25 protein-coding genes and 4 tRNA genes are annotated in these 23,608 nt (G+C 35.8%); 19 read left to right on the top strand and 10 right to left on the bottom strand.

What is annotated here, in order from left to right; all coding sequences use genetic code 11:
• Nucleotides 1-445 precede the first annotated feature (445 nt).
• From QNI22_RS04320 to QNI22_RS04305, 4 genes are all read left to right on the top strand, one after another.
• Nucleotides 446-859 carry a hypothetical protein gene (locus QNI22_RS04320; protein ID WP_314509401.1) on the top strand — a complete coding sequence of 138 codons (414 nt, stop codon included), beginning with the start codon at nt 446-448 and terminating at the stop codon, nt 857-859.
• A gap of 237 nt (nt 860-1,096) precedes the next feature.
• Complete coding sequence (locus tag QNI22_RS04315) at nt 1,097-1,597, top strand: hypothetical protein (RefSeq protein WP_314509400.1); 501 nt, start codon at nt 1,097-1,099, stop codon at nt 1,595-1,597.
• Nucleotides 1,576-2,448, top strand: a complete 873-nt coding sequence (locus QNI22_RS04310; protein WP_314509399.1) for a sensor histidine kinase — start codon at nt 1,576-1,578, stop codon at nt 2,446-2,448. Before QNI22_RS04315 ends, QNI22_RS04310 begins: the two co-directional genes overlap by 22 nt.
• A 379-nt stretch (nt 2,449-2,827) precedes the next feature.
• Nucleotides 2,828-3,454: a response regulator transcription factor gene (locus QNI22_RS04305; protein ID WP_314509398.1), complete on the top strand. Its 627-nt coding sequence runs from the start codon at nt 2,828-2,830 to the stop codon at nt 3,452-3,454.
• Nucleotides 3,455-3,475: 21 nt separating this feature from the next.
• On the opposite strand, the gene QNI22_RS04300 is transcribed toward QNI22_RS04305, so the two are convergent.
• Nucleotides 3,476-3,775, bottom strand: coding sequence for a hypothetical protein (locus tag QNI22_RS04300; protein ID WP_314509397.1), 300 nt, complete (start codon nt 3,773-3,775; stop codon nt 3,476-3,478).
• A gap of 153 nt (nt 3,776-3,928) precedes the next feature.
• Here QNI22_RS04300 and QNI22_RS04295 point away from each other — a divergent pair, with 153 nt between their 5' ends.
• Entirely contained in the window at nt 3,929-4,132 is a 204-nt protein-coding gene (locus QNI22_RS04295; RefSeq protein WP_314509396.1) for a hypothetical protein, read from the top strand.
• A gap of 94 nt (nt 4,133-4,226) precedes the next feature.
• Here the strand turns inward: QNI22_RS04295 and QNI22_RS04290 are convergent, their stop codons facing one another.
• From QNI22_RS04290 to QNI22_RS04260, 7 genes are all read right to left on the bottom strand, one after another.
• A complete protein-coding gene (locus QNI22_RS04290; protein ID WP_314509395.1) occupies nt 4,227-4,511 on the bottom strand; it encodes a hypothetical protein in 285 nt (94 codons plus the stop codon).
• Between the two features lie 5 nt (nt 4,512-4,516).
• Nucleotides 4,517-4,711 carry a hypothetical protein gene (locus QNI22_RS04285; protein WP_314509394.1) on the bottom strand — a complete coding sequence of 65 codons (195 nt, stop codon included), beginning with the start codon at nt 4,709-4,711 and terminating at the stop codon, nt 4,517-4,519.
• 164 nt (nt 4,712-4,875) lie between these two features.
• A complete protein-coding gene (locus tag QNI22_RS04280) occupies nt 4,876-5,961 on the bottom strand; it encodes a leucine-rich repeat domain-containing protein (RefSeq protein ID WP_314509393.1) in 1,086 nt (361 codons plus the stop codon).
• Between the two features lie 199 nt (nt 5,962-6,160).
• Nucleotides 6,161-6,235: transfer RNA gene (locus QNI22_RS04275), tRNA-Pro, on the bottom strand.
• Nucleotides 6,236-6,262: 27 nt separating this feature from the next.
• Nucleotides 6,263-6,351 (bottom strand) — tRNA-Ser (locus QNI22_RS04270).
• A 105-nt stretch (nt 6,352-6,456) separates the two neighbouring features.
• A tRNA-Pro gene (locus QNI22_RS04265) sits at nt 6,457-6,531 on the bottom strand.
• A gap of 27 nt (nt 6,532-6,558) precedes the next feature.
• Nucleotides 6,559-6,647: transfer RNA gene (locus QNI22_RS04260), tRNA-Ser, on the bottom strand.
• A gap of 206 nt (nt 6,648-6,853) precedes the next feature.
• Here QNI22_RS04260 and QNI22_RS04255 point away from each other — a divergent pair.
• The 7 genes from QNI22_RS04255 (at nt 6,854) to QNI22_RS04225 (ending at nt 13,286) form a co-directional block, all read left to right on the top strand.
• Entirely contained in the window at nt 6,854-7,822 is a 969-nt protein-coding gene (locus tag QNI22_RS04255; RefSeq protein WP_314509392.1) for a vWA domain-containing protein, read from the top strand.
• Between the two features lie 89 nt (nt 7,823-7,911).
• A complete protein-coding gene (locus QNI22_RS04250) occupies nt 7,912-8,595 on the top strand; it encodes a tetratricopeptide repeat protein (protein WP_314509391.1) in 684 nt (227 codons plus the stop codon).
• Between the two features lie 128 nt (nt 8,596-8,723).
• Nucleotides 8,724-9,902: an acetyl-CoA C-acyltransferase gene (locus tag QNI22_RS04245; protein WP_314509390.1), complete on the top strand. Its 1,179-nt coding sequence runs from the start codon at nt 8,724-8,726 to the stop codon at nt 9,900-9,902.
• Nucleotides 9,903-9,993: 91 nt separating this feature from the next.
• Entirely contained in the window at nt 9,994-10,935 is a 942-nt protein-coding gene (locus tag QNI22_RS04240) for a phosphoribosylaminoimidazolesuccinocarboxamide synthase (protein WP_314509389.1), read from the top strand.
• Nucleotides 10,936-11,069: 134 nt separating this feature from the next.
• Nucleotides 11,070-11,450 carry an STAS domain-containing protein gene (locus QNI22_RS04235; RefSeq protein WP_313984530.1) on the top strand — a complete coding sequence of 127 codons (381 nt, stop codon included), beginning with the start codon at nt 11,070-11,072 and terminating at the stop codon, nt 11,448-11,450.
• Between the two features lie 60 nt (nt 11,451-11,510).
• Complete coding sequence (locus QNI22_RS04230; protein WP_314509388.1) at nt 11,511-12,449, top strand: ribonuclease Z; 939 nt, start codon at nt 11,511-11,513, stop codon at nt 12,447-12,449.
• Nucleotides 12,450-12,584: 135 nt separating this feature from the next.
• Nucleotides 12,585-13,286, top strand: a complete 702-nt coding sequence (locus tag QNI22_RS04225) for a queuosine precursor transporter (protein WP_314509852.1) — start codon at nt 12,585-12,587, stop codon at nt 13,284-13,286.
• A gap of 375 nt (nt 13,287-13,661) precedes the next feature.
• Here QNI22_RS04225 and QNI22_RS04220 read toward each other — a convergent pair whose 3' ends face one another.
• On the bottom strand, nt 13,662-14,420 hold the full coding sequence (locus tag QNI22_RS04220) for an RNA methyltransferase (protein ID WP_314509387.1): 759 nt from the start codon (nt 14,418-14,420) through the stop codon (nt 13,662-13,664).
• Nucleotides 14,421-14,517: 97 nt separating this feature from the next.
• Between QNI22_RS04220 and tamL the strand changes: the two genes are divergently transcribed.
• The 6 genes from tamL (at nt 14,518) to secG (ending at nt 22,152) form a co-directional block, all read left to right on the top strand.
• Nucleotides 14,518-16,986, top strand: a complete 2,469-nt coding sequence (gene tamL / locus QNI22_RS04215) for a translocation and assembly module lipoprotein TamL (protein WP_314509386.1) — start codon at nt 14,518-14,520, stop codon at nt 16,984-16,986.
• A 240-nt stretch (nt 16,987-17,226) separates the two neighbouring features.
• Nucleotides 17,227-18,657: a tRNA (N6-isopentenyl adenosine(37)-C2)-methylthiotransferase MiaB gene (gene miaB / locus QNI22_RS04210; RefSeq protein WP_314509385.1), complete on the top strand. Its 1,431-nt coding sequence runs from the start codon at nt 17,227-17,229 to the stop codon at nt 18,655-18,657.
• A gap of 120 nt (nt 18,658-18,777) precedes the next feature.
• Entirely contained in the window at nt 18,778-20,034 is a 1,257-nt protein-coding gene (locus tag QNI22_RS04205; protein ID WP_314509384.1) for a sigma-54 interaction domain-containing protein, read from the top strand.
• 361 nt (nt 20,035-20,395) lie between these two features.
• Complete coding sequence (locus tag QNI22_RS04200; RefSeq protein WP_314509383.1) at nt 20,396-20,893, top strand: LptE family protein; 498 nt, start codon at nt 20,396-20,398, stop codon at nt 20,891-20,893.
• A 94-nt stretch (nt 20,894-20,987) separates the two neighbouring features.
• Nucleotides 20,988-21,773, top strand: coding sequence for a tetratricopeptide repeat protein (locus tag QNI22_RS04195; RefSeq protein WP_314509382.1), 786 nt, complete (start codon nt 20,988-20,990; stop codon nt 21,771-21,773).
• 40 nt (nt 21,774-21,813) lie between these two features.
• Entirely contained in the window at nt 21,814-22,152 is a 339-nt protein-coding gene (gene secG / locus QNI22_RS04190) for a preprotein translocase subunit SecG (protein WP_314509381.1), read from the top strand.
• A 67-nt stretch (nt 22,153-22,219) separates the two neighbouring features.
• Here secG and QNI22_RS04185 read toward each other — a convergent pair whose 3' ends face one another.
• On the bottom strand, nt 22,220-22,936 hold the full coding sequence (locus QNI22_RS04185; protein WP_314509380.1) for a hypothetical protein: 717 nt from the start codon (nt 22,934-22,936) through the stop codon (nt 22,220-22,222).
• A gap of 336 nt (nt 22,937-23,272) precedes the next feature.
• Between QNI22_RS04185 and QNI22_RS04180 the strand changes: the two genes are divergently transcribed.
• Entirely contained in the window at nt 23,273-23,551 is a 279-nt protein-coding gene (locus tag QNI22_RS04180; protein ID WP_313984507.1) for a co-chaperone GroES, read from the top strand.
• The last annotated feature ends 57 nt before the right edge of the window (nt 23,552-23,608 follow it).

The following is a 23,608-nucleotide window of genomic DNA, read 5'->3' as shown; positions in this document are numbered from 1 at the left end:
GATATCTTATCTGCGTCTTTTTTTTATTCATTGAAGGTATTCAACCCACTAATCCGACGCCTTATCTACACGTTTTAACTTTAATGCCATTTCAGGTGTTAAAGCTTCAGCATAAGATACATAAATTTCAACCCATATTACTATAACCCTTTTTTTCTTTAATCCCTTCAGTTGAGTGTATTGCATAAACGTGAGATTTATAAAAAAATTTAGTCTCCACCCACTCAAAAACAACAAATTCAGTTCAAATTCTTCCAGGCACGAATTACTCTGAATTTGATCACTAATAATCAGTCCTTTTTAAAGAAAACTGCCTCTTAAAAATACCTATTTTGCGGTATTGACAAGTTTCAAGTAGAATATCAACTTTGATTGTATCATCAATTTATTTACACCAGCCATTTTAAGAATTCTAACAATCAAATTATTTAACATTCATTTAATCATGGCAAACAATACCATTGGAACTTTCATTTCCCCTACACAAGCAGCCTCCTATTTGTTAGCATTTTTTAATGACAACGGACTGAACCCAGATGATCCAACAGTTGTCAGCGGACATATTCTTGGGCTAACAAAAATAAAAGAATTCTTGCAAAAAATTGAGGATTATAATGCAGCCAATCCTGCACTTCCTATTGATGGAGTACGTACATATCAAGCCAGGTCAGTACAAATGATTAATGGTGGTCCTCAAACTGTTGATGATATTTTTTTAATACCTATCCTTACAGATGGTACAGACTTATATCCGGTGTACCCAGGAACAACAGCAGCCAGAGCTGATACAACAGATGGCAATGACGGCATATTAGGGAACAGCCGTCCCTGTCCTAATCTCTGTGGAGGTGGTGCATAATTTTTTCTTTCTGGCTCTGGCAAGTTTGTCAGAGTCAGAATTACAATATTTTATAAATGAACCAATGCTAGTTTCTATGATTTCTCCTTTACTAAGTGTAAGTCTGAAAACATTTTCGATCTGGATTGCCAATATATCAGATATATCTGATCTTTTTCCAGTTGTAGCAATAATTCTGGTAGGCAAAAAAATAATTCCGCTATTTGGTTTAGGATTTTTTTTTTAATCTCTTCAGCCTTGAAACTTTTTACTCTAATTACAGCAGAATTTACCATCAACAATATGCCAGTATATCATCTACTGGCTTTCATCGAACTTGTATTCTTACCTCTTTTTTATTACAAACTTTTATCTGCAAAGCCTATCTACCTGTATGGACTTGGTATATTGATACTCTTTAATCTTTTACATACAATACTTACAGGAGATTGGTATCAATTTAATCAAGTAGCCTGGTCAATAAATGCTCTTGTATTTATTGTACTTGGATTTGTCTATTATTATAAACTGTATGAACAGCCTGAACCTATCATGGTAGAAAAACATCCATTGTTTTTTATCAATGCCGGAATACTTATCTATGCATCAGGATCTTTTTTTACGTATCTTTTAGGGTGGAAAATCCTTTCTAAAGAAGCTTCTGGCATCTTTCATAACGCCTGGATCATTCAATCATTTGCAAATGTGACAAAAAATATAATTATAGCCTACGGTCTATGGCTCAGCAAACAAATGTAACAGATTTGTTAATTCTTATTATTGGTACTCTTACAACTGTACTAACAGTGTCAGGGGTCATATTTTTTGCTTTCATATTTCAGCGCAAATTGTATCGAAAACAAGCTGAATTCCGGGAGATTGAAAAATTATTAAAAAAGGCAGAGCTACAATCTGCCTATGCTCTTATTGAAGGGAGAGAATCAGAGAGAAAGCGAATCGCAGAAGATCTACATGATAATTTGGGTAGTCTTTTAGCCACTCTCAAAATATATATCGATACCTTACAAAATCAGGAAATCAAACACGAAGAAAAACAACTTCATGCCAGTGAAAAATCTGATATTTACTCAATCTCCTTTTATAAAGATAATCGAACAACACTTATTCAAAAAATACATTCATTGGTAGAAGCAGCCGCCCGTGAAACCAGAAAAATTTCACATGATCTTGATTCTGGCTTACTACAGTATGGTGGCTTCCAGGCAGCTATAGAACAATTGGTTGAAGCTATTACTAATTCACAAAAACTTATCATTGAAACAGTAATTGATATCACAGATCCTTTGGATGATGAATTAAGTTTAAATATATACCGTATCATTCAGGAATTATTTGCCAACACACTTAAACATGCACACGCAACAAAAGCCAGAATTGAAATCACACAAATACCCAAAGAATATATAAGCATAATCTTTGAAGATAATGGTAAAGGTTTCATTAACCGACAAGTAAAAAAAGGTATTGGCTTACAGCATATTTATTCTCGTACTGAACGATTTCAAGGGCATGTAACCATTGACTCCTCTCCAGAATTTGGTAGTACCTTCATTATTGAAATCCCTATCAATCAAATTTTTTCTATTTAATCTAAAACGATTAAAAATAAGATAAACAGAAGTAAAATTAATTCTAAAAAAACAACTATAATTTCCACATTTACTTGTATATTTCATACTATCTATACATCACTTCAGCCCTATTCTCCGGCAGATATATAGTACAGATCTGCATACCAGTATATTTTGACATTTCCTCATCAACTCTATACTACTTATATTCAAGGTCACATTGATCTTCAAAAAAGCAGTTCCTACATTTGTAATCGTAGTTAATTCTAGATAGTCAGTGAATTACATGATTTGTATTGTATTTTGTATACTGAAAACTTGCAATAATCTATAAAATAATGTAATATACTCTCACAGAACTATCCTCATACGAACACATTTAACTCACCACTTGTCTATGAAAATCTGTTTAGCTGATGATCATCCAATATTGATAGACTCTCTGGTAAGTTTACTTGAATCAACAGGTATTCACCAGGTGGTTGGCAAAGCATATAATGGAGAGGATTTGCTTCAGTTGTTACCTGTTGTAAAACCTGATATAGTTATTGTAGACATTAACATGCCAGGTATGAATGGAATCACATGTAGTAAATGGATCAAAAAGAATTATCCTAGCATCAAAATACTGATTCTGACTATGTATAACAGCAGGTCACTTATTAATCAATTATTTGAAATTGGTATTGATGGATGTCTTCTAAAAAGTGGCAATAGCCAGGAATTGCTAAATGCTCTAGATCGGTTGCAGATTAATAAGTTTTATTTTGATACAATCGGAGATTTTAAAGCAGAAGCACGAATGGAAGCAGAACCAGATCCGCATGCATTTCGTCTTAGTGAAAGAGAAATTGAAATAGTCCGGCTTATTGCACTTGGATCAACCAGTTCTGCTATCTCTGAAAAATTATTTATATCTGAACATACTGTAAAAACACATCGAAAAAACATCTTTAAAAAACTGGATATTAGCAACGTAAGTCAGCTCACTCGCTATGCAATGGAACTGGGTATACTATCTTAGAAGATGTCAAAGAATAAATGCTTATCTATAACCAATCTCACATTCACCAGAATTCATACTATCAGCATTTTTGACTTGTAAACCATGATAAAACACAGAAGCCTTTTCAGAATCAACATCCCACTTGCCGTCCTTTAGTAAGGCGTCTGCCAGTATTTTGTAATCTTCTGAACTAATAGTAATACAAGTGGCATTCAGTATATCTGTACTGGAGGTCCACTTATCCTGTATCATTTTTTTGATTTGGTCAATATGTGTTTTTGGATGTACTGCCTCAGGAGTATCAATAAAATCATTGATTGAGATCTGCTCGTTTGTCATATGGAAAAAGTTTTGTCTGGTCAAATATAGAATCTTTTTTATTGAAAATGTATATAGTCCTTTCTTTGTTAAGCATTTCCAGTTCATCTGGAATAAATTGGGATTTTTTCTGAAAAGATTTTGTTATCACTTTAAAGAAAGGAAAATCTATCCATGGAAAAAAAAGAAATAAATGTTGATTTTGTAGTTGATAATCCAAATTTGTATCGCATTGCATGGAAATCCAGGACAACAAATTTTTATGGATGTGGTATGTATGCATGTACTAAAGAAGATGCACTCAATTCTGTTAGGGAATTAAATAAGATCTATCCGGATAGCCATCATTGGGTTGAACAAAATCCTCGTCTCAACTAATTAGTTATTTATATCGACAAGTTTTAAAAAGACTCCATACACAAGCATAATGTGTGGAGTCTTTTCAAATTCGATTGGTTTGTAATTATAAAATCTATTCAGGAAGCAATCTTACTATTTTCTTTTTAAGGCTTTGGTATTTCATTGTTTGTTCCTCTGTCCCATCACCAATAGTAATAATAGGCGGAAAAACTCTTTCATTTTTAATATCAATTTCAATTGAGATGCTGATCTGCGTATTGGTTTCTCCTTGTTGATAAAGGAGTTCCTGGATTTCATGAAGAGGTTGCTTATACTGAGATTTAACAGTCTGTTGATACTGTTCTATTTTCCAGGTTGGTTGCCCTATGGTATTATATAATTTAAACTGTACATCCATTCTATTTATTCTTTTGCCTTTTTCTTTAGTTCATCTGTCCCACCTTTTTCTTTACGTACCCGCTTTTTTATCTTTTTAATATCATGTATCACACCACCTAGGTCTCCTTCTATCTTTTCCAGACGAGCCTCTATCCTACTTTGTTTATCAATGATAAAATCCAGTTTTTCAATAAGTGTAGACAATTGATCTTCAGTCATAAGTAATGTGGTATAAAGTAAAGAAAGAAACTCAAATATAATTTTTTACTTCATTTCATCCAAAATCAAATTAATATGAATTTACTACCAATAAAAATGAAATCAGTTCCTTACAAGAGACTAACTTCTCCCAAAACATAAAATATCTGCCAGATTATTAAATTCTATTTAATAATCTGGCAGGCAGGAAGGCATTTTGTTAGTTGTGTTGCAAGCTCTGCAGGTATTTCAATTCCTTCCATATTGAAGTAGGTCATATGGGTAAGATTACAAACCTCAGCAGGGATTTTATGCAGTGGATTATCACTAATATAAAGCGATTCAAGATGTATCAGATTACCAATTTCTGGAGGAAGAGATTCCAATTTATTATTAAACACTAATAATTCCCTTAGATTAGTCAAATTACCAATCTCAACAGGAAGATATTGCAATAAATTATTAAATGCTGCTAGCTCTGTAAGACAGGTAAGATTACCAATTTCTCTTGGTAGAAAAATCAATTGATTGTCTGACAAAGAAAGTATTGAGAGTTGCCTACACTCCCCTATCTGAGGTGGTATTGAGTGTAAGCGGTTTAAACTCAGCAAAAGTCTATTTAGTTTAGCAAGATTCCCTATGGAAGCAGGAAGAGAAGTCAGTTGATTGTTGTATAAATGTAGTTCCTGAAGATTAACCAGATTTCCCACTTCGTCTGGTATTGAGTGGAGTTGGTTTCTGGTTAGGTCAAGCCAGGTGAGATTGATACAATTACCAATTTCTTTCGGTACTTTTACTAGTTGATTTGAACTAACCAAAAGCTTTTGCAAATTCAAACAATCTCCAATTTCTACAGGAAGAGATGTTAATTGGTTAAGAGATACATTTAATTCTTCAAGCCTTTTAAGACAACCTATTTCAGATGGCAACTGACTTATTTTATTTCCCTTAAGAAATACCTTTCTCAAATTAAACAAATATTTAATCTGGCTGGGCATCTCTCTTAAATGGTATCCTGCAAGATCTATTTCTTCAATACAATGTATATCTAGTAGTCTTTGCAGAAACCAGGTATCATCAAATGTATCTACTTCAGGAGTGGGTTGACTATTGGCTTCCAGCCAGGCAAACAATACAGATATATCCTTTTTAATATTCCCAATAGTGAGACTTAAGGATTTGGCAATCTCAAGTCCAAGTACAATGTTTTCTTCATCTCCTGAAAGAAGTAATTTCAGTACTTTCTCTTCGTTAGTATGTTCTGATAACATAATAATTTTTCTAAGAACTTTTTTAATTGGGATCAGCATGGCTGAGTCATCAACGATTGTATCTTACATTCAGTGGAAGATTAATTGGGTTACAATCATGATCAATAACAAAGATGGTGTAAACTTTTGATTGTACAGGAGGCTAAAGAAGGAACAAATAAAAAGCCGCTCTAAATAAAATATTTAGAGCGGCTTAAAGTCGGGGTGGTGTGATTCGAACACACGACCTCCACATCCCAAATGTGGCGCGATAACCGGGCTACGCTACACCCCGAAACTATGATTTTTCCAATTCAACCAGCGGAGAGAGAGGGATTCGAACCCTCGGTACGCTTTAACACGTACGACAGTTTAGCAAACTGCTCCTTTCGGCCTCTCAGGCATCTCTCCAAAATAGCCTGTAAAGATAAGCCTTTTAATTAAAAAAATCCTCTCTTCCTTTATTTATTAGAAGAAATAAGCCACTCAAGGAGAAAATAGAGTGGCTTATCAAAGTCGGGGTGGTGTGATTCGAACACACGACCTCCACATCCCAAATGTGGCGCGATAACCGGGCTACGCTACACCCCGAAACTATGATTTTTCCAATTCAACCAGCGGAGAGAGAGGGATTCGAACCCTCGGTACGCTTTAACACGTACGACAGTTTAGCAAACTGCTCCTTTCGGCCTCTCAGGCATCTCTCCGAAATGGTCTGCAAAGATAAAGAAAACATTTTCACTTCCGCAAACGTTTCACAATAAAAACCATAAAAAAAGTCCAAAAGCAAATACTAATCACCTGAAAGTCAGTAAAATATTTTTTTAACTTTTTTTCTACTTCATAAAAATCGGTTAATTAGAATACCTTTGCAGCCAAGAATACGTTCTTACTTTAAAAACTTATATACTTCATGAACTGGTATTATGAGATTACCTGGTGGGAATATGGGCTCATTGGACTTTTCATATTTTTCTATATTTTATACGTAATCAGAACCACCCGCAAGGCCAAACAAATGCACAGTTCAACAAGTGGTCTGGCAGCCAAGGCTATGATTCGCTTCATTTATTTTAGTCTGCTTATGATTGGGTTGCTTGGCCCAACCTTTGGCACTCTTCGCAAAGAAGTAAAAGCTGTTGGCAGAGATATTTATCTGGTTGTAGATCTTTCAAAATCAATGGATGCAACAGATATTGCACCCTCACGTCTTGAAAGAGTAAAATACGAATTAACTCGCTGGCTTCCGAGCTTCTCATCAGACCGCATTGGATTGATCATTTTCTCAAATGAAGCGTTTGTTCAATGTCCTCTAACGTATGATCAAAATGCATTACGATTATTTATTGAAACATTACGAACTGATCTTGTAACTCAAAGTAGTACAGATCTGGCAGCCGCGCTCAACCTTGCATTAAAACAACATCAGGACAAAAAAAATACCTCAACCCAAAAGCAGGCTAAAATTATTATTCTCATTACCGATGGGGAAGATTTTGGAGAAGAGGCAGAACATATCGCTCACAAAATTGAAGAAGATGGACTAAAATTATTTACACTGGGAGTTGGAACCAAAACAGGAGGAAAAATACCAACAGCAAACGGTTTTAAACAAACACCAGGGGGCAAAACAGTAATTACTCGACTTGAAGCCGAGCACCTGCAATTATTAGCACAACATGCAAATGGACAATACTTTGAGTTAAGTCGTATACAAAATGAAATTCCGGCTTTAACCTCTACAGTGTCTAAAGTTGAAGGACACTTACAAGACACCCGTAAAATTGATATTTCCTCTAATAAATACTATTATTTCTTAATTTGTGCATTAATGTTATTGGTTATTGATATTATGATTGCAGTCACTACTATACATTTATAAAGATATTTTTCGTTTTTTGTATCGGTGATCAGCGTCATATTTCACCAATTGTTTAAATTATGGTTTTTTCTCCAAAATTCTGGTTTATTGTGTTTGCAGTTTCTTGGCTTCCGAACTGGAATATTCTCAGTAAATCGGGGGAAATACGTGAATATAAATACCAGGCCAATCTAGCTTTCCAACAGGGAAACTATGAAGAAGCACTCATATTCTACAAACATCTGTACGAGATTTTAAATGTGGGAGAAGAAGAAGTCCTGGTAAACCTAGCCCACTGTTATTTCATTCAGAAAAAGCCCAAGCAAGCAACTGCGTTATATCAAATAGCCTGTCAATCACCTCATCCAGCTGTTAAGTCACTTGCATGGCAGCAATTAGGTGTACTTGCCTACAACGCTAAACGATATGATTGGGCCTCTACCTGTTTTCGCAACTCACTAAAATCAAATCCAAGAAATGAAGATGCCAGATATAATTATGAACTGACTGAAAAACTCAAACAACAAAACAAGCCTAAAACAAATTCAATTCCTCAATCAACCCCTGCACCAAAACCACACGATCCTCCCAAACCGGAATGGGAAGACAACGAAAACAATGCCGAACGTGCCAATAATAGTCAGGTAGAACAAGATCCTTATGCCGAAACGGGTATGTCCAAAGAACAAGCAGATATACTTCTGGAAGCAATGAAGGATGCAGAGAAACAGTACATTCAGCAACAAAAAAAGCAAGGAAAGAAAACCAGCAATAATGCCAAACCTGATTGGTAAATTATAGTATCAGGAAAATCAGACTATCATTTCACATTTCTATCAATATTGTCTAGGTTTGTATCCGTAAAATACATTATAACTATATAGATTTTATTGTATTTAAAAATTATCAACAAGCTTATTCTATGAAAGAAGTATATATAGTTTCAGCAGTTCGAACTCCAATAGGTAGTTTTGGCGGGGTACTATCCTCTTTTTCAGCCACTCAACTTGGATCATTTGCAATTAAAGGAGCTCTCGAAAAAGCAGGAATAGCAGCCAATCAGGTCCAGGAAGTTTTTATGGGGAATGTTATTTCTGCTAATTTGGGTCAGGCTCCAGCACGTCAGGCTGCAATCTTTGCAGGACTTCCTCCCGAAACGGTTTGTACAACAATAAATAAAGTATGTGCTTCAGGTACAAAGGCAGTTATGTTCGCTGCACAAAGTATTATGTTGGGCATCAACGATATTGTCGTTGCTGGTGGTATGGAAAGTATGACCAATGTGCCATACTATATTGAAAAAGCCCGATTTGGATATAAATATGGTGATGGAAAACTCATCGACGGTTTACAAAAAGATGGACTTTGGGAAGTATACCACAACTATGCTATGGGCAATGCCGCAGATATGATGGCACGGGAATTAAATATTAGCAGAGAAACACAAGACGCATATGCCATACAATCCTATAAAAGAGCAGCAGATGCAACACAGAAAGGGTATTTTAAAGAGGAAATTATACCTGTAGCTGTACCTCAAAAAGGCAAAGAACCTATTCTTATCAATGAAGATGAAGAATATAAGAATGTAAATTTTGAAAAGATTCCTTCTTTAAAGCCTGCATTCTCTTCTGAGGGTACTGTGACGGCGGCCAATGCATCTACAATCAATGATGGCGCTGCAGCTTTGGTTTTACTAAGTAAAGAGAAGGCAACAGAGTTAGGATTAAAACCTATTGCACGCATCCGGGGATTTGCGGATGCGGAACAGGCACCTGAGTGGTTTACAACCTCTCCATCCCTAGCAATTCCCAAAGCACTAAAAGCAGCAGGCATTACAGAGAAAGATGTAGATTATTATGAAATTAATGAAGCATTCTCAGCAGTTGCACTCTGTAATATGCAGAAGCTAAATATCGCTCCTGAACAGATTAATATTTTTGGAGGAGCGGTTGCTATTGGCCATCCGCTAGGTTGTTCAGGAGCACGAATTCTGGTTACTCTTTCCAATGTATTACAGCAAAAAAATGCGAACATTGGTGTTGTTGGTATCTGTAATGGTGGTGGTGGTGCATCGGCTATGGTTATAGAGAAACTATAAAGCTATCTCTGTAACTTTTTTTGCAGACGTCGACCTTAAATTTTTTACTTGTCAGAACTAATTAAAAACCTTATTATTTTGAACACCCTTTATGTACGCTTTAAAAGAAACCTACTTTCAATTTAAAAATCAAACAGACTTTTATCGTGGTAAAGTACGCGATGTGTACTATTTTAATGATAAAATGGTTGTTGTTGCTACAGATCGTATATCAGCCTTCGATGTAATTTTGCCACGCCCTATTCCATACAAGGGACAAGTATTGAATCAGATTGCTGCACTTTTTTTGCAAAAAACGTCTGATATCCTCCCTAACTGGTTACAATCTGTCCCAGACCCTAATGTGAGTGTTGGATTACGATGTGAGCCTTTTGCTGTAGAAATGGTTGTGAGAGGATATTTGGCAGGTCACGCGTGGCGCGAATATAAGTCAGGAAAACGTATACTTTGTGGAGTTTCCTTACCTGAAGGACTAAAAGAAAATGATAAACTCCCCTCTCCTATTATCACACCCACGACTAAAGCAAAAGAAGGTCATGATGAGGATATCTCCAGAGAAGAAATTATTAAACGAGGTATAGTTTCAGAAAGTGATTATACTCAACTTGAAAAATATGCATTAGCTTTATTTGAGAGAGGAACACAAATTGCTGCAGAAAGAGGCTTGATTCTGGTAGATACCAAGTACGAATTTGGAAAGATAGATGAAACTATTTACCTGATTGATGAAGTTCATACCCCGGATTCTTCCCGGTACTTCTATGCAGATGGCTACTCAGAACGACAGAATTCAGGAGAATCACAAAAACAACTTTCGAAGGAGTTCGTTCGTGAATGGCTGATTGCCAATGGATTTCAAGGAAAAGAAGGACAAACTGTCCCTGCAATGTCTGATACCTGGATACAAACTATAACAGACAGATATGTGGAACTATTTGAAAGGATGACAGGCCAGCCATTCGAACGCATTTCTACAGATGGTATTGAAAGCAGAATAGAAGCTCACATAAATAGTGTAATTAGTGAATTCTAAATGATTTTTATATTATTCCGAAATGTGTTAATTTGCATGATAATTCCTAGTAAAGTTCGACTGATAGCTAAAGCAATCTCTTTTTGATTGGACGTTGCTTGTCCTGCTCTCAATCAAAAACCAATCGAATTCCAATGAAATTCACGCTAGATAAACAGGAAAAATATGTATTAATTCAGTTGCATGAAAGCAAACTTGATGCAACCCTGACCCCTTTGTTGAAAACAGAACTTGTAACGTTCAATGCAGAAGGATATAAAAATATTATTCTGGACTTGTCTGAAACCAAATACATGGATTCGTCAGGACTAAGTGCAGTACTTACAGGTAATCGTCTCTGCAAAGAATCTGAAGGATTATTTGTATTGACAGGACTTTCTGACCATGTACAAAAACTGATTAAGATTTCTCAACTGGAAAGTGTACTCCATATACTTCCAACCACTCCAGAAGCAGTTGATGCAGTTTTCTTTCATGAGTTAGAAAGTGAATTTGGTAAAGAAGAAACTGAATAAAATTCCAGATTATAAGTGATTGCCTGTAAACGAAACAGGCAATCTTCATTTATTTTTTCTGTGCAACTTTTATTCAGTACTGCATTGGCTTTCACATTAAAAATATTAGGTAGCAGTTCTGCCACTCCCGCCTTTGGCCGATATCCCACCTCGCAGCTTTTACAGGTAGAACAAGATTACTTTCTGATAGACTGTGGTGAAGGAACACAGTTTCAATTATTAAAGTATCAGTGTAAAATCAATCGTATCAACCATATAGTCATCAGCCATTTACACGGAGATCACTTTTATGGGCTGGTTGGTCTGTTAGCAACCATGAATCTTAATGGTCGCACTGAAGACCTACATTTATATGGACCTCCTCTCCTCTCTGATGTTATTACAAACCAATTCCGATGTTCCGAAACATGGCTTATCTATACAGTTCATTTTCATGCGTTAGACCCTATCCAACAGGTTATATATGAAAATGATGTGATGACTGTTTCCACCATTCCACTTAACCATGGCATTCCCTGCACAGGTTTTTTATTCCAGGAAAAAACACGCAAACGCAGAATCAAAAAAGAAACATTGCCAGACTATATTTCCCCTCATCAGATCAAACGTCTGAAAGAAGGAAAAGATCTTTTTGATGAGAATGGTACACTCCTTTACCATAACTCCGATCTTACTCTTTCACCCAGAAAGTCGCTTAGTTATGCTTATTGCTCTGACACAGCTTATTATGAACCTGTTATAGAACAGATCCATAATGTTGACCTCTTATATCATGAAGCAACATTTATGAATTCAGAAGCAGAAAGAGCTTTAAAAACTCATCATAGTACAGCACATGACGCTGCAAAAATAGCGAAGCTTGCCAATGTAGACAAACTCCTGATAGGACATTTTTCAGCACGCTACAAAGACTTATCCCCATTACTTGAAGAAGCTCGCAGTATTTTCCCTAATACACAACTTGCAACAGAAGGGACTACTATATCTTTGGCTGATTAAAACATTTTAGTATTTTTAGAGTTAGTAAACTATTATTTCCCACTTACTATTATTCTTATTGTCGAACATACGCTCTGATCCTTGAAAACCATTACCCAAATTCAGCCTGACACACAAAAAAAACAAAATCTTTTTATGGTTCTGAGTGGCATTTTTCTTACAAATGCAATTATCTCAGAAATCATTGGAGCAAAGATGTTTTCACTGGAATCCGTATTTGGTTTTCCTCCTGCCCAAATTCCAATAGGCAGTTTCAAACAAGATTTTAATTTGCCTGCAGGAGCACTTCCCTGGCCTATTGTATTTATTACCTCAGATATCATCAATGAATATTTTGGACCGAAAGGTGTAAAACGGGTAAGTTATCTGGGAGCAATTCTTATTACGTATGGGTTTCTGATTATTTTTGTTTCTACCCATTTACCGCCTGCTCAATTCTGGTTGGACGTAAATAAAGGTGATAACAACTTTGATATCAATTTTGCCTTCTCAAAAATCTTCCGTCAGGGTCTCAATATCATTGTAGGATCTATAGCTGCTTTTTTACTAAGCCAGCTCCTTGATGCCTATGTCTTCCAATATCTAAGAAATATCACTGGAAGTAAAAGAATCTGGTTGCGGGCAACAGGTTCTACTATAATCTCACAGTTAATAGATAGTTATGTAGTTATTTTTATTGCATTCTATGTATTTGGCAACTGGTCTTTTGCACAGGTTTTATCGACAGGTGTTAATAGTTATTTATATAAGGTAAGCATGGCATTATTGCTTACACCGGGATTGTATATTGCACATATAATTATTGACAAATATTTATACTCTAAATCTGAAGACTAAATTAGCAGATTTTACAGAATACTCATACTAAATTTATATGTGAGTCTCCTATAAAGTTGATTTTTTACGTGCGCATAGTTTTATGCAAAAACGTTTTTAGAGAAGGCAAAGCCGTCCTCCCTATACGCTGATAGATTGCGTTTTATTTACTGCAATTTTATTTTTGACCAGAATTCCAATCACTTTTCACTTTGCGCATAACTCACGACAAAAAAAATCTAATCTGAATTCACCGCAAACTGTTGCTTGCATAAAACTATGCGCAGCAAACTTTTTCTGTGAATAAAATGACTCACTATAAATCCAGCATGCATTCTTGGAAGATAAAGCTCTAGTTAAATGCTGGATAACTCAGGTAAAAACCGAATATAAAAATTAAGTTCTATGAAGAGATCTTCTCCAGTTATCACATATTATAGCGGTTGCAATCGCTACATTTAATGATTCAGCACTTCCAAAACGGGGAATACTGATTTGTTTCTCAATAACAGATTCTAATTCAGGTCTGATCCCATGCGCTTCATTTCCCATAACAATAATACCAGATGAAGTGAAATGTGTTTGATACACAGACTCTCCTTCAAGAAACGCACCATACGAAACCACATCCGCTTTATACTTCTCCAGATAATCAATTAGATTACAGTAGTATAATTGTGTTCGGGTAAATGAGCCCATTGTGGCACTTATCGTTTTTGGATTATAAAAATCCACGGTATCCTCTGAGCAAATTAACTTTTTAATACCATACCAATCCGCTATTCTTATAATAGTACCAAGATTACCAGGGTCTTGGATTCCATCCAAGGCAAGAAGGATTTCATTAGATTGTGGTATGAGTATATGATTAGATTTCATCTCTGCCACAGCTAATGCAGCATTATTACTCTGGAAAGAGCCTAACTTTTCCAAATCTTCTTCACTCACAATTTCAACGGCAAAGTTTTTGCTTCTCAATATTTCTGAGTTTTCATCTTTAAATCGTGCAGTTACTAAAACAATTGTTACTTTGTAATCGGATTGTATTAATTCCAGAACACTCTTTCCACCTTCCGTCACAAAAGATTGTTCAAGTTTGCGGTATTTTTTTACTTGCAGAGATTTAATCAATTTTGTCCATTTTTGAGAAAGCATAAAAATCTATTTGTTTATCATTTTGCAATTACGAGCTTCGAAAATAGTATTTTCTGTTATAAATCCGATATTCAGAATTGGATATCATCTCCTTGTTTTGACATCACCTGTATGGTTATTTGTTCTTCCAGGGTGTGTCTCACAGGAAAAAGTTATTAAACCTGGCCAGTCCTTGTTATATAGTCAACATATAAAGGGTAATACAAAAGTATCAGCAACAGAATTGGAGTCTTTTTACAAACAAAGAGCCAATCGAAGATGGCTTAACTTACCCATTTATCCTTATTTATATTTATATCGGCTAGGTTTGAGAACATATGATCAGGCAAAAGTAGAGAAAGAAATCAATGAGGAACAAGATCGGTATACGCAAAAAGTGAGAGCTGCAGGAACAGATTCTATCGAAATTGCCAGAATCGAAAGAAAACATGAAAAAAAATTAAACCGTCTCAATCGGCAACTCATTGAAGGAAACTGGCTTATGCGTAAAGGAGAGCCTCCAGTTGCATTTGATTCAACATTAGCTAGAAAAACAACAGAGCAAATGCAAAATTACCTTCAAAGCAAAGGTTTTTTTAGAAGTAATGTACACCTTGAATATACTACGGATACACTTCAACGTTCCAGAGTCACCTATTCTATTACAGAAAATCAACGATATTTTATCAGAAAAGCTACTTGGGTTACAACAAATATAAAAATAGACAGCTTGCTTACTGCAAATGCACCGAAAACGCATATCAAACTTAATGAAGGATATGATGGTGATAAAGTCCTTGCAGAAAGAGATAGAATAGATAAACTACTGAAAGATAATGGATACTATAGCTTTAGTAAACAATACATCAAAGTTGTTCTGGACACTATTCCGGATTCAACACTAAACATAGATTCAACTTTACGCAATAATTATATCTTTCTTAAAACTATCATTAATAATCCACCAGATGGATCTACACATAAAATCTATGTAGTTGATGATGTATACTTTACAGAAGATGCAGCAACCAGAGGCCGAGGCGAAAGAGATACTATTTTATTTAATGGTATTCATTATCTTTCTAGAAACCATCGTTTCTCCAGAAAAGTAGTAAATAGCAAAATCTTAATTCGGCCACACACTCCCTATAGTCAACAAAAATCCATTGAAACACAACAATTATTTGGCAATCTGGATATTTTCAAGTTCGCAAATATTTATTACGATACAACTGGAGGTAAATTCAATGCCCGAATTTATGCCAGTCCGTTAGACAGATTTTCCTATTCTGTGGAGGCAGGAGGAACAGTAACTCTTGCCAACGGATATCCGGGCCCATTTGGTAGCACTATATTTAAGGTTCGAAATATCTTTGGAGGACTGGAAGTATTTGAACTGCGTGCAACAGGGAGTGTTGAAGGGGTAGCTGGCTTTATTAGTGAAGGTAACAATAATATATTGAGCAGTCAGCAATTGAGTCTTACTTCTGCACTAACCTTTCCACAAATACTAATACCAGGAAAGATTAAGTATTTTTTTAGTCCGTATTTACCACAAACCAGAGTATCTGTTGGTTATAATCTAACCAATCGCCCTGATTTTCGCCGATATGGATTTAAAGGAACGTTCAGCTATTTATGGCAGCCTCAACCACAAAAACAATTCAATGTTACAGTGCTGGAGATCAGTAGGATTTTCTCTGACTATACTAAAAACCCTGCTGGAGAGGCGTTAAAGAATGAGATTCTTGATCTTAAAAAGGAAGGAAGTACATTGTGGAGAGCATTTCAAAAGGCATTTGTTTCCAGCATTAATGCCTCTTACACCTATAGTAACAGTAACAACATGAGACAAAAGGCACAATATCTACGTTTGTTTGCAGAAAGTGGAGGTTTGTTTCTGTTTGTTCCACAAGCGAGGGACTTAATCGGGATTACTCAAAGCGATAGTACAAGCGATGGACTTCAATTTTACCGATTCATAAAATTAAACGCAGATTACCGTTTCTTTATTCCCCGCGGACGGCAAAGTATGTGGGCATTTAGAATCAATGCAGGGTTTGCCAATCCTTATGGACCGGCAGGAACATTACCCTATGAGAAATTTTTCTTTGCAGGTGGTAGTAATAGCATAAGGGCTTGGTCTCCAAGAAGGTTAGGCTTGGGTTCTTCTCCAGATAGCCTTGATGCGAAAGGAAACTACACCTATAAATTTGAACAACCCGGTGATATTATTCTAGAAGCATCTGTGGAATATAGAACCCCTTTGGTGAAATTCAGCAACTTTAACATAGGTATTGCATTCTTTGCTGATGCAGGAAATGTATGGCTCTTACGAAAAGACAAAACTATACCTAATGGAGAATTCGCAATTGATCGTTTTTATAAAGAAATAGCAGTAGGCTCTGGAATGGGATTACGATTCGATTTTTCATTCCTGATTGTTCGCTTTGATTTTGGAACAAAAGTTTATGACCCAGGACGACGTCCTGCGGATAGATGGGCTGTTACGAAAATATTTGGCCCCAAATCCTTTTTTGCACCCGGACAGAGTACTATTAACTTCGGTATTGGTTATCCTTTTTGATAAAACATACTCAACAGTATGACTATGACTCCTGTGATCTTTCAACCTTATTAGCTGGTAATCAATTAACTATCAATAACCTGAAGTAAATACCTCGGATTACACTCAAATAATCCTGCCATTCTGTCAGTTTTTACTTTTTTTTTTTACCTTTGCTGATAAATACAGAAACTTCATGTAGGAATTATTGTTAAAGAGTACACCTACTAAATCAACGGATTATATTATTGTATAAAGAGTATGGAAAGAGTTGTTCAACAATTGGAAATACTAACTGAAACGGATAAAGAAGCTTGTGAAATGCCCCGTATCTCAAAAGAGGAAAATCGGGGTAATTCTCGCAAGATGTATATAGAGAGTTATGGTTGTCAGATGAATTTTGCAGATAGTGAAATAGTTACTTCTATTTTACAGGAGCAAGGTTTTGATACAACTTCTGATTTCAATAATGCAGACGTAATTTTTCTTAATACATGTGCTATTAGGGAAAACGCAGAACAGAAAGTCAGAAATAGGCTTAAACATCTGACCAATGTCAAAAAAAATCGCCCAGGAACCCTGATTGGAGTATTGGGTTGTATGGCAGAACGACTGAAGTCCAAATTTCTGGAGGAAGAACGTATTGTGGACATGGTAGTCGGACCTGATGCTTACAGAGATTTGCCTCGTTTAGTAGAAGAAGCAGATGGAGGCCAAAAGGCAGTAAATGTATTTCTCTCCAGAGAAGAAACCTACGCAGATATTTCTCCAGTACGTCTCAATTCCAATGGGGTTACAGCATTTATCTCTATCATGCGTGGTTGTGATAACATGTGTTCTTTTTGTGTTGTTCCTTTTACTCGTGGACGCGAGCGGAGCCGCGACCCGTACTCCATCGTAGCAGAAGCCAGAGACTTATTCGCTCAAGGTTATCGGGATGTCACATTGTTAGGTCAAAATGTTGACTCATATAAATGGAAAGCATCAGAAGAAAGTAAAGAGACATGCAATTTTGCTCAACTATTGGAGCAGGTGGCATTGATTCATCCGGATCTTCGGGTAAGGTTTACTACCTCACACCCAAAAGATTTCACAGATGAGGTTCTTCATACAATGGCTAAGTATGAAAACATCTGTAAGTATATCCATTTACCTGCACAAAGTGGTAATTCTCGTGTGCTACAATTAATGAATCGTACCTATGACAGAGAATGGTATCTGGATCGGATAGCTGCAATTCGCAGAATTCTGGGTGAAGAATGTGGTATTTCAACAGATATGATTGCAGGATTCTGTAGTGAAACGGAAGAAGAACATCAAGACTCTCTATCATTGATGGAGATAGTCAAATATGATTTTGCGTATATGTTTACATATTCCGAGCGACCTAATACGCCTGCTGCTAAAAAACTAGCTGACGATATTTCTCCTGAAGTGAAAAATCGTCGGCTAAATGAGATCATTGAGATGCAGCAAAAAAGTTCTCTGGAACGCAACAAACTGGATTTGGGAAAAGTACATAAGGTTTTGGTTGAAGGTACATCAAAACGCTCTGAAGATCATCTGCAAGGACGTACTTCTGCAAACAAAGTGGTTGTATTTCCTAAAAAGCATTATAAAAAAGGTGATTATGTAAATGTATTTGTGAACGACTGTACCAATGCAACCCTGTTAGGTGAAGCTATAGATTAATAAATCGCTGTTGAGTACTCGTTTTGCAGCAGGGAATTGGTAAATAAAAGGTAGAAACCCAGGTGTGTTGTACACACCTGGGTTTGCCTCATTTATTCATTTTTTAATTTATACGAATTAATGGCATCTATAGATATTCTAAGTATAAAACAGAGATTTGGTATTATAGGTAATTCTCCCCTGTTAAATGTAGCGATTGAGAAAGCGGCACTAGCAGCTCCAACAGACATGACAGTACTTATTACAGGGGAAAGTGGCAGTGGAAAAGAATCTTTTTCTAAAATCATTCATCAACTTAGCAGTCGTAAACATAACCAGTTTATAGCCATTAACTGCGGTGCTATACCGGAAGGCACTATAGATTCAGAACTGTTTGGGCATGAAAAAGGAGCCTTTACAGGTGCTGTAGATTCGCGCAAAGGATACTTTGAAACAGTAAATGGAGGTACAATCTTTCTAGATGAAATAGGAGAAATGCCTCTTGGTACCCAAGCCCGTTTGTTGAGGGTGCTTGAAAATGGAGACTTTATTCGCGTTGGTTCGTCTAAGGTACAGAAAACAGATGTTCGGGTAGTTGCAGCAACCAATGTTAATCTGCTTAAAGCTGTAGAAAAAGGTTCCTTCAGAGAAGATCTATATTATCGTCTGAATACAATTCCAATATTTGTTCCACCTTTACGTGAACGTGGAACTGATATCGTGCTTCTATTCAGGAAGTTTGCCTCAGATTTTGCAGAAAGATACCGGGTTAAACCCGTTTCGCTCACTGAAGATGCATCACTGCTGCTTCAACAGTATCGCTTTCCGGGTAATATTCGTCAATTAAAAAATCTTGTAGAGCAAATCTCTGTACTGGAAATTGAACGGGATATTAATTCTGAAAAATTACGCACTTATATTCCTCAGGAGCAAGGTTCATCAGTTCCAACCTTATTTAAAGGAACCGAAGGACAAAATTTTACAGAAAGAGAACTTTTATACAAAGTATTATTTGATCTCAAACGAGATGTTACAGAATTAAAAAAGTTGTTCTATGACACTGTTTCTGGTGGAAATGTAAACCGGGAGGTTATAAAACAACATGCTGATCTGTTTCGGGATATTGAAGAGGAACCTGAATTTGCAACTTCTACACCTACTCCCAAACCCATTTACCTGGATTCTGGTAATGAAGAGGATGATGCAATTGAATTAGCGCGGATCGAAGACATTTCGCATGAGACGGAAGACGACTCTCTGGATCTTGAGAAAAAGGAAAAAGAGATGATTATTAAAGCACTCCGAAAAAACAGAAATAAACGAAAATATGCGGCCAAAGATTTGAATATTTCAGAACGAACGCTTTATCGAAAAATCAAACAATACCATATCGAATAAGTACATTCTTACTATTACACTTATATTCATCTGGATTTTTGATTTTTTTACTAGTTCGGATTATGATAGGAAAAATCAGTCTCATACTCTTGCTGTTTGTTACAAGTGTTCTGTTTATTGTTGGGATTATCTCGTTATTGATAGGCATTTTAAAGAAGTACAATCGTAAGATATTTATTGTACGAGGATCTATACTAAGTTTCATTTGTGTAGTCATCTTGTTAATAATCTATGTATTTACCAATTCCTTTTCAATGCTCTTTTGATTATTTGGCACATTATTAGCGGATTTTCAGAAAACAATCTAAAGTCTATGTATTCTACACATATTCTCTTTTCCAGTAAGAGGCTTTTTATAATTTTGACAACTCTTATTCTGGTTCCATTAAATGGATGTAAAATCTATTCATTTTCAGGAACTACAATGGATTTTTCTAAAGTCAAAACAATCTCTATTAATGTCTTTTATAATAATGCAGGCAATGGGCCAGCAAATATGGCACAAACCTTCACAGAAAGAATGCGCGATTATTATCAGAATAATACGCCATTAAAAATAGTTACTACAACCAGCGATTTGCATATCGAAGGTTCTATTGTTGGATATGAAGTAACTCCTGTTGCACCAACCGGAAATCAGGGAACTCAGGTACAAGCTTCATTGCAACGTTTGACAATGCGTGTACAGGTGAAATACGTCAATAATCAGGATGAAGAACAAAACTTTGATCAGCAATTTTCAGCCTATGAAGATTTCGCTCAGGGTACATCTTTATCACAGGTAGAAAGTAGTCTAATCACTACTATCTCTGATAGAATTGTATATGATGTATTTAATAAGTCTGTAGCAAACTGGTAATCTTATTACACGTTTTGCTCAAGTTTTAAAGGTCTATTTCTGTTTATAATAGAAATACTGTATCTTCGCCTTTGCTTTTCCAACTTTTTATTCAGTGAATAAAGATACCTTTTTACGATTAGTACAAAATCCGCATAGTATTTCAGATGATGATCTGGAAAAACTGGAAGATGTAACCAAAATTTTTCCATATTGTTCACTGGCATATATGCTTATAGCTCAAGGTCATTTTGAGCATGCTAGTATGTTAGCTTCACAAAAATTGCGACAAGCAGCAACCTATGCACTGGATCGTGAAACACTCAAAAACCTTTTAATTGGTGAAGACTTTCTTGAGAAATCAGAAAAACAAAAAGAAACATCAACGGTATTAGTTGATACAAACAAGCCAGAATCTCAGGAAAAAACTACTCCAGAGTTAGATGCATTGATGAGTGAATCATCACGTGTATACATGCATGATCAACTTCTGGAGCCAGTGATCAAAACCCGTCAGGATGATCGTTTCAAAATTCTTGATTCAACAGATGAAGAAACACCTGCATTACAATTAGGGCGTCTGAATGAAGATGAAGCTGTTGTTGAACGGTTTAGTCAGCGATTAAAGAAAAGTGTGCAACGAGATATTATAGACAGCTTCATAAAATCCGAACCTCGTATCTCTACACTTAATTTAGGCGAAAAAGATGCGTTTACAGACCGTGACTTATCAGAAAAAAGTACACGTCCACCAGAGATTATTAGTGAAAACTTAGCTAATATTCTTATCAAACAAGGCAAAATTGACAAGGCAATTGAAATGTACGAAAAATTAAGCTTGAAATTTCCACAAAAAAAATCGTACTTTGCATCCCGAATTGAAGATTTGAAAAATTTATAGAAATTACCAATCACATTTTATATTTAACTAATACACAAACATGTTCTGGGTTATTATTGGTATCATTGTTCTTCTTTCTGTATTATTAGCAGCAGTTATCTTATTACAAAATCCTAAAGGTGGTTTGGCATCTGGTGTAGCTGCAAGTCAGCTAATGGGTGTAAAACGCACATCTGATTTGTTAGAAAGATTAACATGGGGCTTTGCAATTGCAATCATGGCACTGGTTCTTTCTACAGCATTTGTTGCTCCTACAAGTCAGGCTACCAATGAAGATGGAACTGTGAATATTAAAAGAAATCGTACAAAATCAGCTCCTGCTATTCAGCAACCTGCACCTGCGGCACAACCAGCAACTCAGGATACAGCAAAACCATAAAAAACATATTCATAAAAAGAAAAGCCTGGATATATAGACATTCCAGGCTTTTCTTTTTATGATCTATTCAGGCTGCAGTAGTGATGTATCGTATCAATAGTCGCTTGGCAACGGGCAACATTGTCTCATCTAATGGACAAGAAATCTGAGAAGCAATAAGATAAGTTGCCGGATTAGCCATTACCTGATGTTTACGCGAAATTTCCACTTTTAGATTTTCAAACGTAATATATGTACTTTTCCGCACTGTTTCCAGATAAGAAGTATGTATACCTCTGTATTTTTCAAACGTATTTTCAAATAAGGAGATCTGGTAATGGTACACCCGTGTGTCGTTTGTTAGATGTTCATATAGAAAAAGAAATCCTTCATCTGTTCGTAAAGAAGTCAAACCAATAGGAGATATTTGCATCTTCTCTTCGATAAACTCATATACACTTTTCCCCGTATGCAATGTCTCCTGCAACTTAGGCATTGCAAACTCCATAATCGCCTCTAATTCATCCATTAGTTTATCATCTTGCACAATCTTCTCATACGTAAGATGTAATTTTTCAAAATCTGCTTTGGAAACTTTCTTTGGAAAGTTTTCGTAGATAAGCTTTTTGTCAGTTTTAATCGTTTTCAGATTCTGATAATGAAAAATTAAATCTGATAATTGTGGATACAGTTTCTGTTCAGTAAAACATTGCTGTACATGTTTCAGATAAGCTAATAAAACATACTGTTTGTACTCAAGGTCTATAAGACCTTCTGTGAGCCAGTTTGCAGAAAGTGTTTGCATAGGCGTTGATTCATTTATTTGATTCTCTATTTTTTACTACAGGATGAGTAATACCGCACCTATTCTCTTTGCTTATTGTTAACCTAATTTATCAAAATATGACAGAAAATACAAGCTGACATGTCAGTTTTGGTACACATGTCAGCTTTGTCAGAAAAAATGTCATACTTATTACTAAAATATTAACAAAAGTGTGCCAGTATGATTAATTCTGTGTAGAAATGTAGAAGAAACCTATAATTGGCATTAAAAGTGATATAGCTAAAGCGGTTTAACAAATAAAGATTGCTTCTATATTTAACCATTTCACATTCCTTTTTTAATTTTTAAACAAATATGGCTAACGTTAACGTAAAACCGCTTGCAGACCGTGTTCTGGTTGAACCGGCTGCCGCTGAGGAAAAAACAGCTTCTGGTATTATCATTCCTGACACTGCGAAAGAAAAGCCACAAAAAGGTACCATTGTAGCCGTAGGAAACGGTAAAAAAGATGAGCCTCTGACTGTAAAAGTAGGCGATACGGTTCTATACGGTAAATATGCTGGTACTGAAATTACCGTTGAAGGCAAAGACTACCTGATCATGCGTGAGTCTGACATCTTTGCAGTTATCTAAGTATAACAACAAATACTACTTATTACTCAATTAAGTAATAAAGCTTTTGTTTTCGAC

This window comes from Xanthocytophaga agilis, from assembly GCF_030068605.1.
Classification (GTDB): Bacteria; Bacteroidota; Bacteroidia; order Cytophagales; family 172606-1; genus Xanthocytophaga; species Xanthocytophaga agilis.
The sequence above is the reverse complement of the archived record's forward strand: the minus strand, read 5'-3'. Positions and strand labels throughout refer to the sequence as shown.

Bases quoted from the DNA above. Each gene is read 5' to 3' on its own strand.
- QNI22_RS04300 (WP_314509397.1), bottom strand. From the start codon at position 3,775: ATGACAAACGAGCAGATCTCAATCAATGATTTTATTGATACTCCTGAG.
- QNI22_RS04225 (WP_314509852.1), top strand. From the start codon at position 12,585: ATGGTTCTGAGTGGCATTTTTCTTACAAATGCAATTATCTCAGAAATC.
- miaB (WP_314509385.1), top strand. From the start codon at position 17,227: ATGGAAAGAGTTGTTCAACAATTGGAAATACTAACTGAAACGGATAAA.
- QNI22_RS04255 (WP_314509392.1), top strand. From the start codon at position 6,854: ATGAACTGGTATTATGAGATTACCTGGTGGGAATATGGGCTCATTGGA.
- QNI22_RS04245 (WP_314509390.1), top strand. From the start codon at position 8,724: ATGAAAGAAGTATATATAGTTTCAGCAGTTCGAACTCCAATAGGTAGT.
- QNI22_RS04180 (WP_313984507.1), top strand. From the start codon at position 23,273: ATGGCTAACGTTAACGTAAAACCGCTTGCAGACCGTGTTCTGGTTGAA.
- QNI22_RS04240 (WP_314509389.1), top strand. From the start codon at position 9,994: ATGTACGCTTTAAAAGAAACCTACTTTCAATTTAAAAATCAAACAGAC.
- QNI22_RS04320 (WP_314509401.1), top strand. From the start codon at position 446: ATGGCAAACAATACCATTGGAACTTTCATTTCCCCTACACAAGCAGCC.
- QNI22_RS04185 (WP_314509380.1), bottom strand. From the start codon at position 22,936: ATGCAAACACTTTCTGCAAACTGGCTCACAGAAGGTCTTATAGACCTT.
- QNI22_RS04220 (WP_314509387.1), bottom strand. From the start codon at position 14,420: ATGCTTTCTCAAAAATGGACAAAATTGATTAAATCTCTGCAAGTAAAA.
- QNI22_RS04235 (WP_313984530.1), top strand. From the start codon at position 11,070: ATGAAATTCACGCTAGATAAACAGGAAAAATATGTATTAATTCAGTTG.
- QNI22_RS04305 (WP_314509398.1), top strand. From the start codon at position 2,828: ATGAAAATCTGTTTAGCTGATGATCATCCAATATTGATAGACTCTCTG.
- secG (WP_314509381.1), top strand. From the start codon at position 21,814: ATGTTCTGGGTTATTATTGGTATCATTGTTCTTCTTTCTGTATTATTA.
- QNI22_RS04310 (WP_314509399.1), top strand. From the start codon at position 1,576: ATGGCTCAGCAAACAAATGTAACAGATTTGTTAATTCTTATTATTGGT.
- QNI22_RS04280 (WP_314509393.1), bottom strand. From the start codon at position 5,961: ATGTTATCAGAACATACTAACGAAGAGAAAGTACTGAAATTACTTCTT.
- QNI22_RS04295 (WP_314509396.1), top strand. From the start codon at position 3,929: ATGGAAAAAAAAGAAATAAATGTTGATTTTGTAGTTGATAATCCAAAT.
- QNI22_RS04205 (WP_314509384.1), top strand. From the start codon at position 18,778: ATGGCATCTATAGATATTCTAAGTATAAAACAGAGATTTGGTATTATA.
- QNI22_RS04285 (WP_314509394.1), bottom strand. From the start codon at position 4,711: ATGACTGAAGATCAATTGTCTACACTTATTGAAAAACTGGATTTTATC.
- QNI22_RS04290 (WP_314509395.1), bottom strand. From the start codon at position 4,511: ATGGATGTACAGTTTAAATTATATAATACCATAGGGCAACCAACCTGG.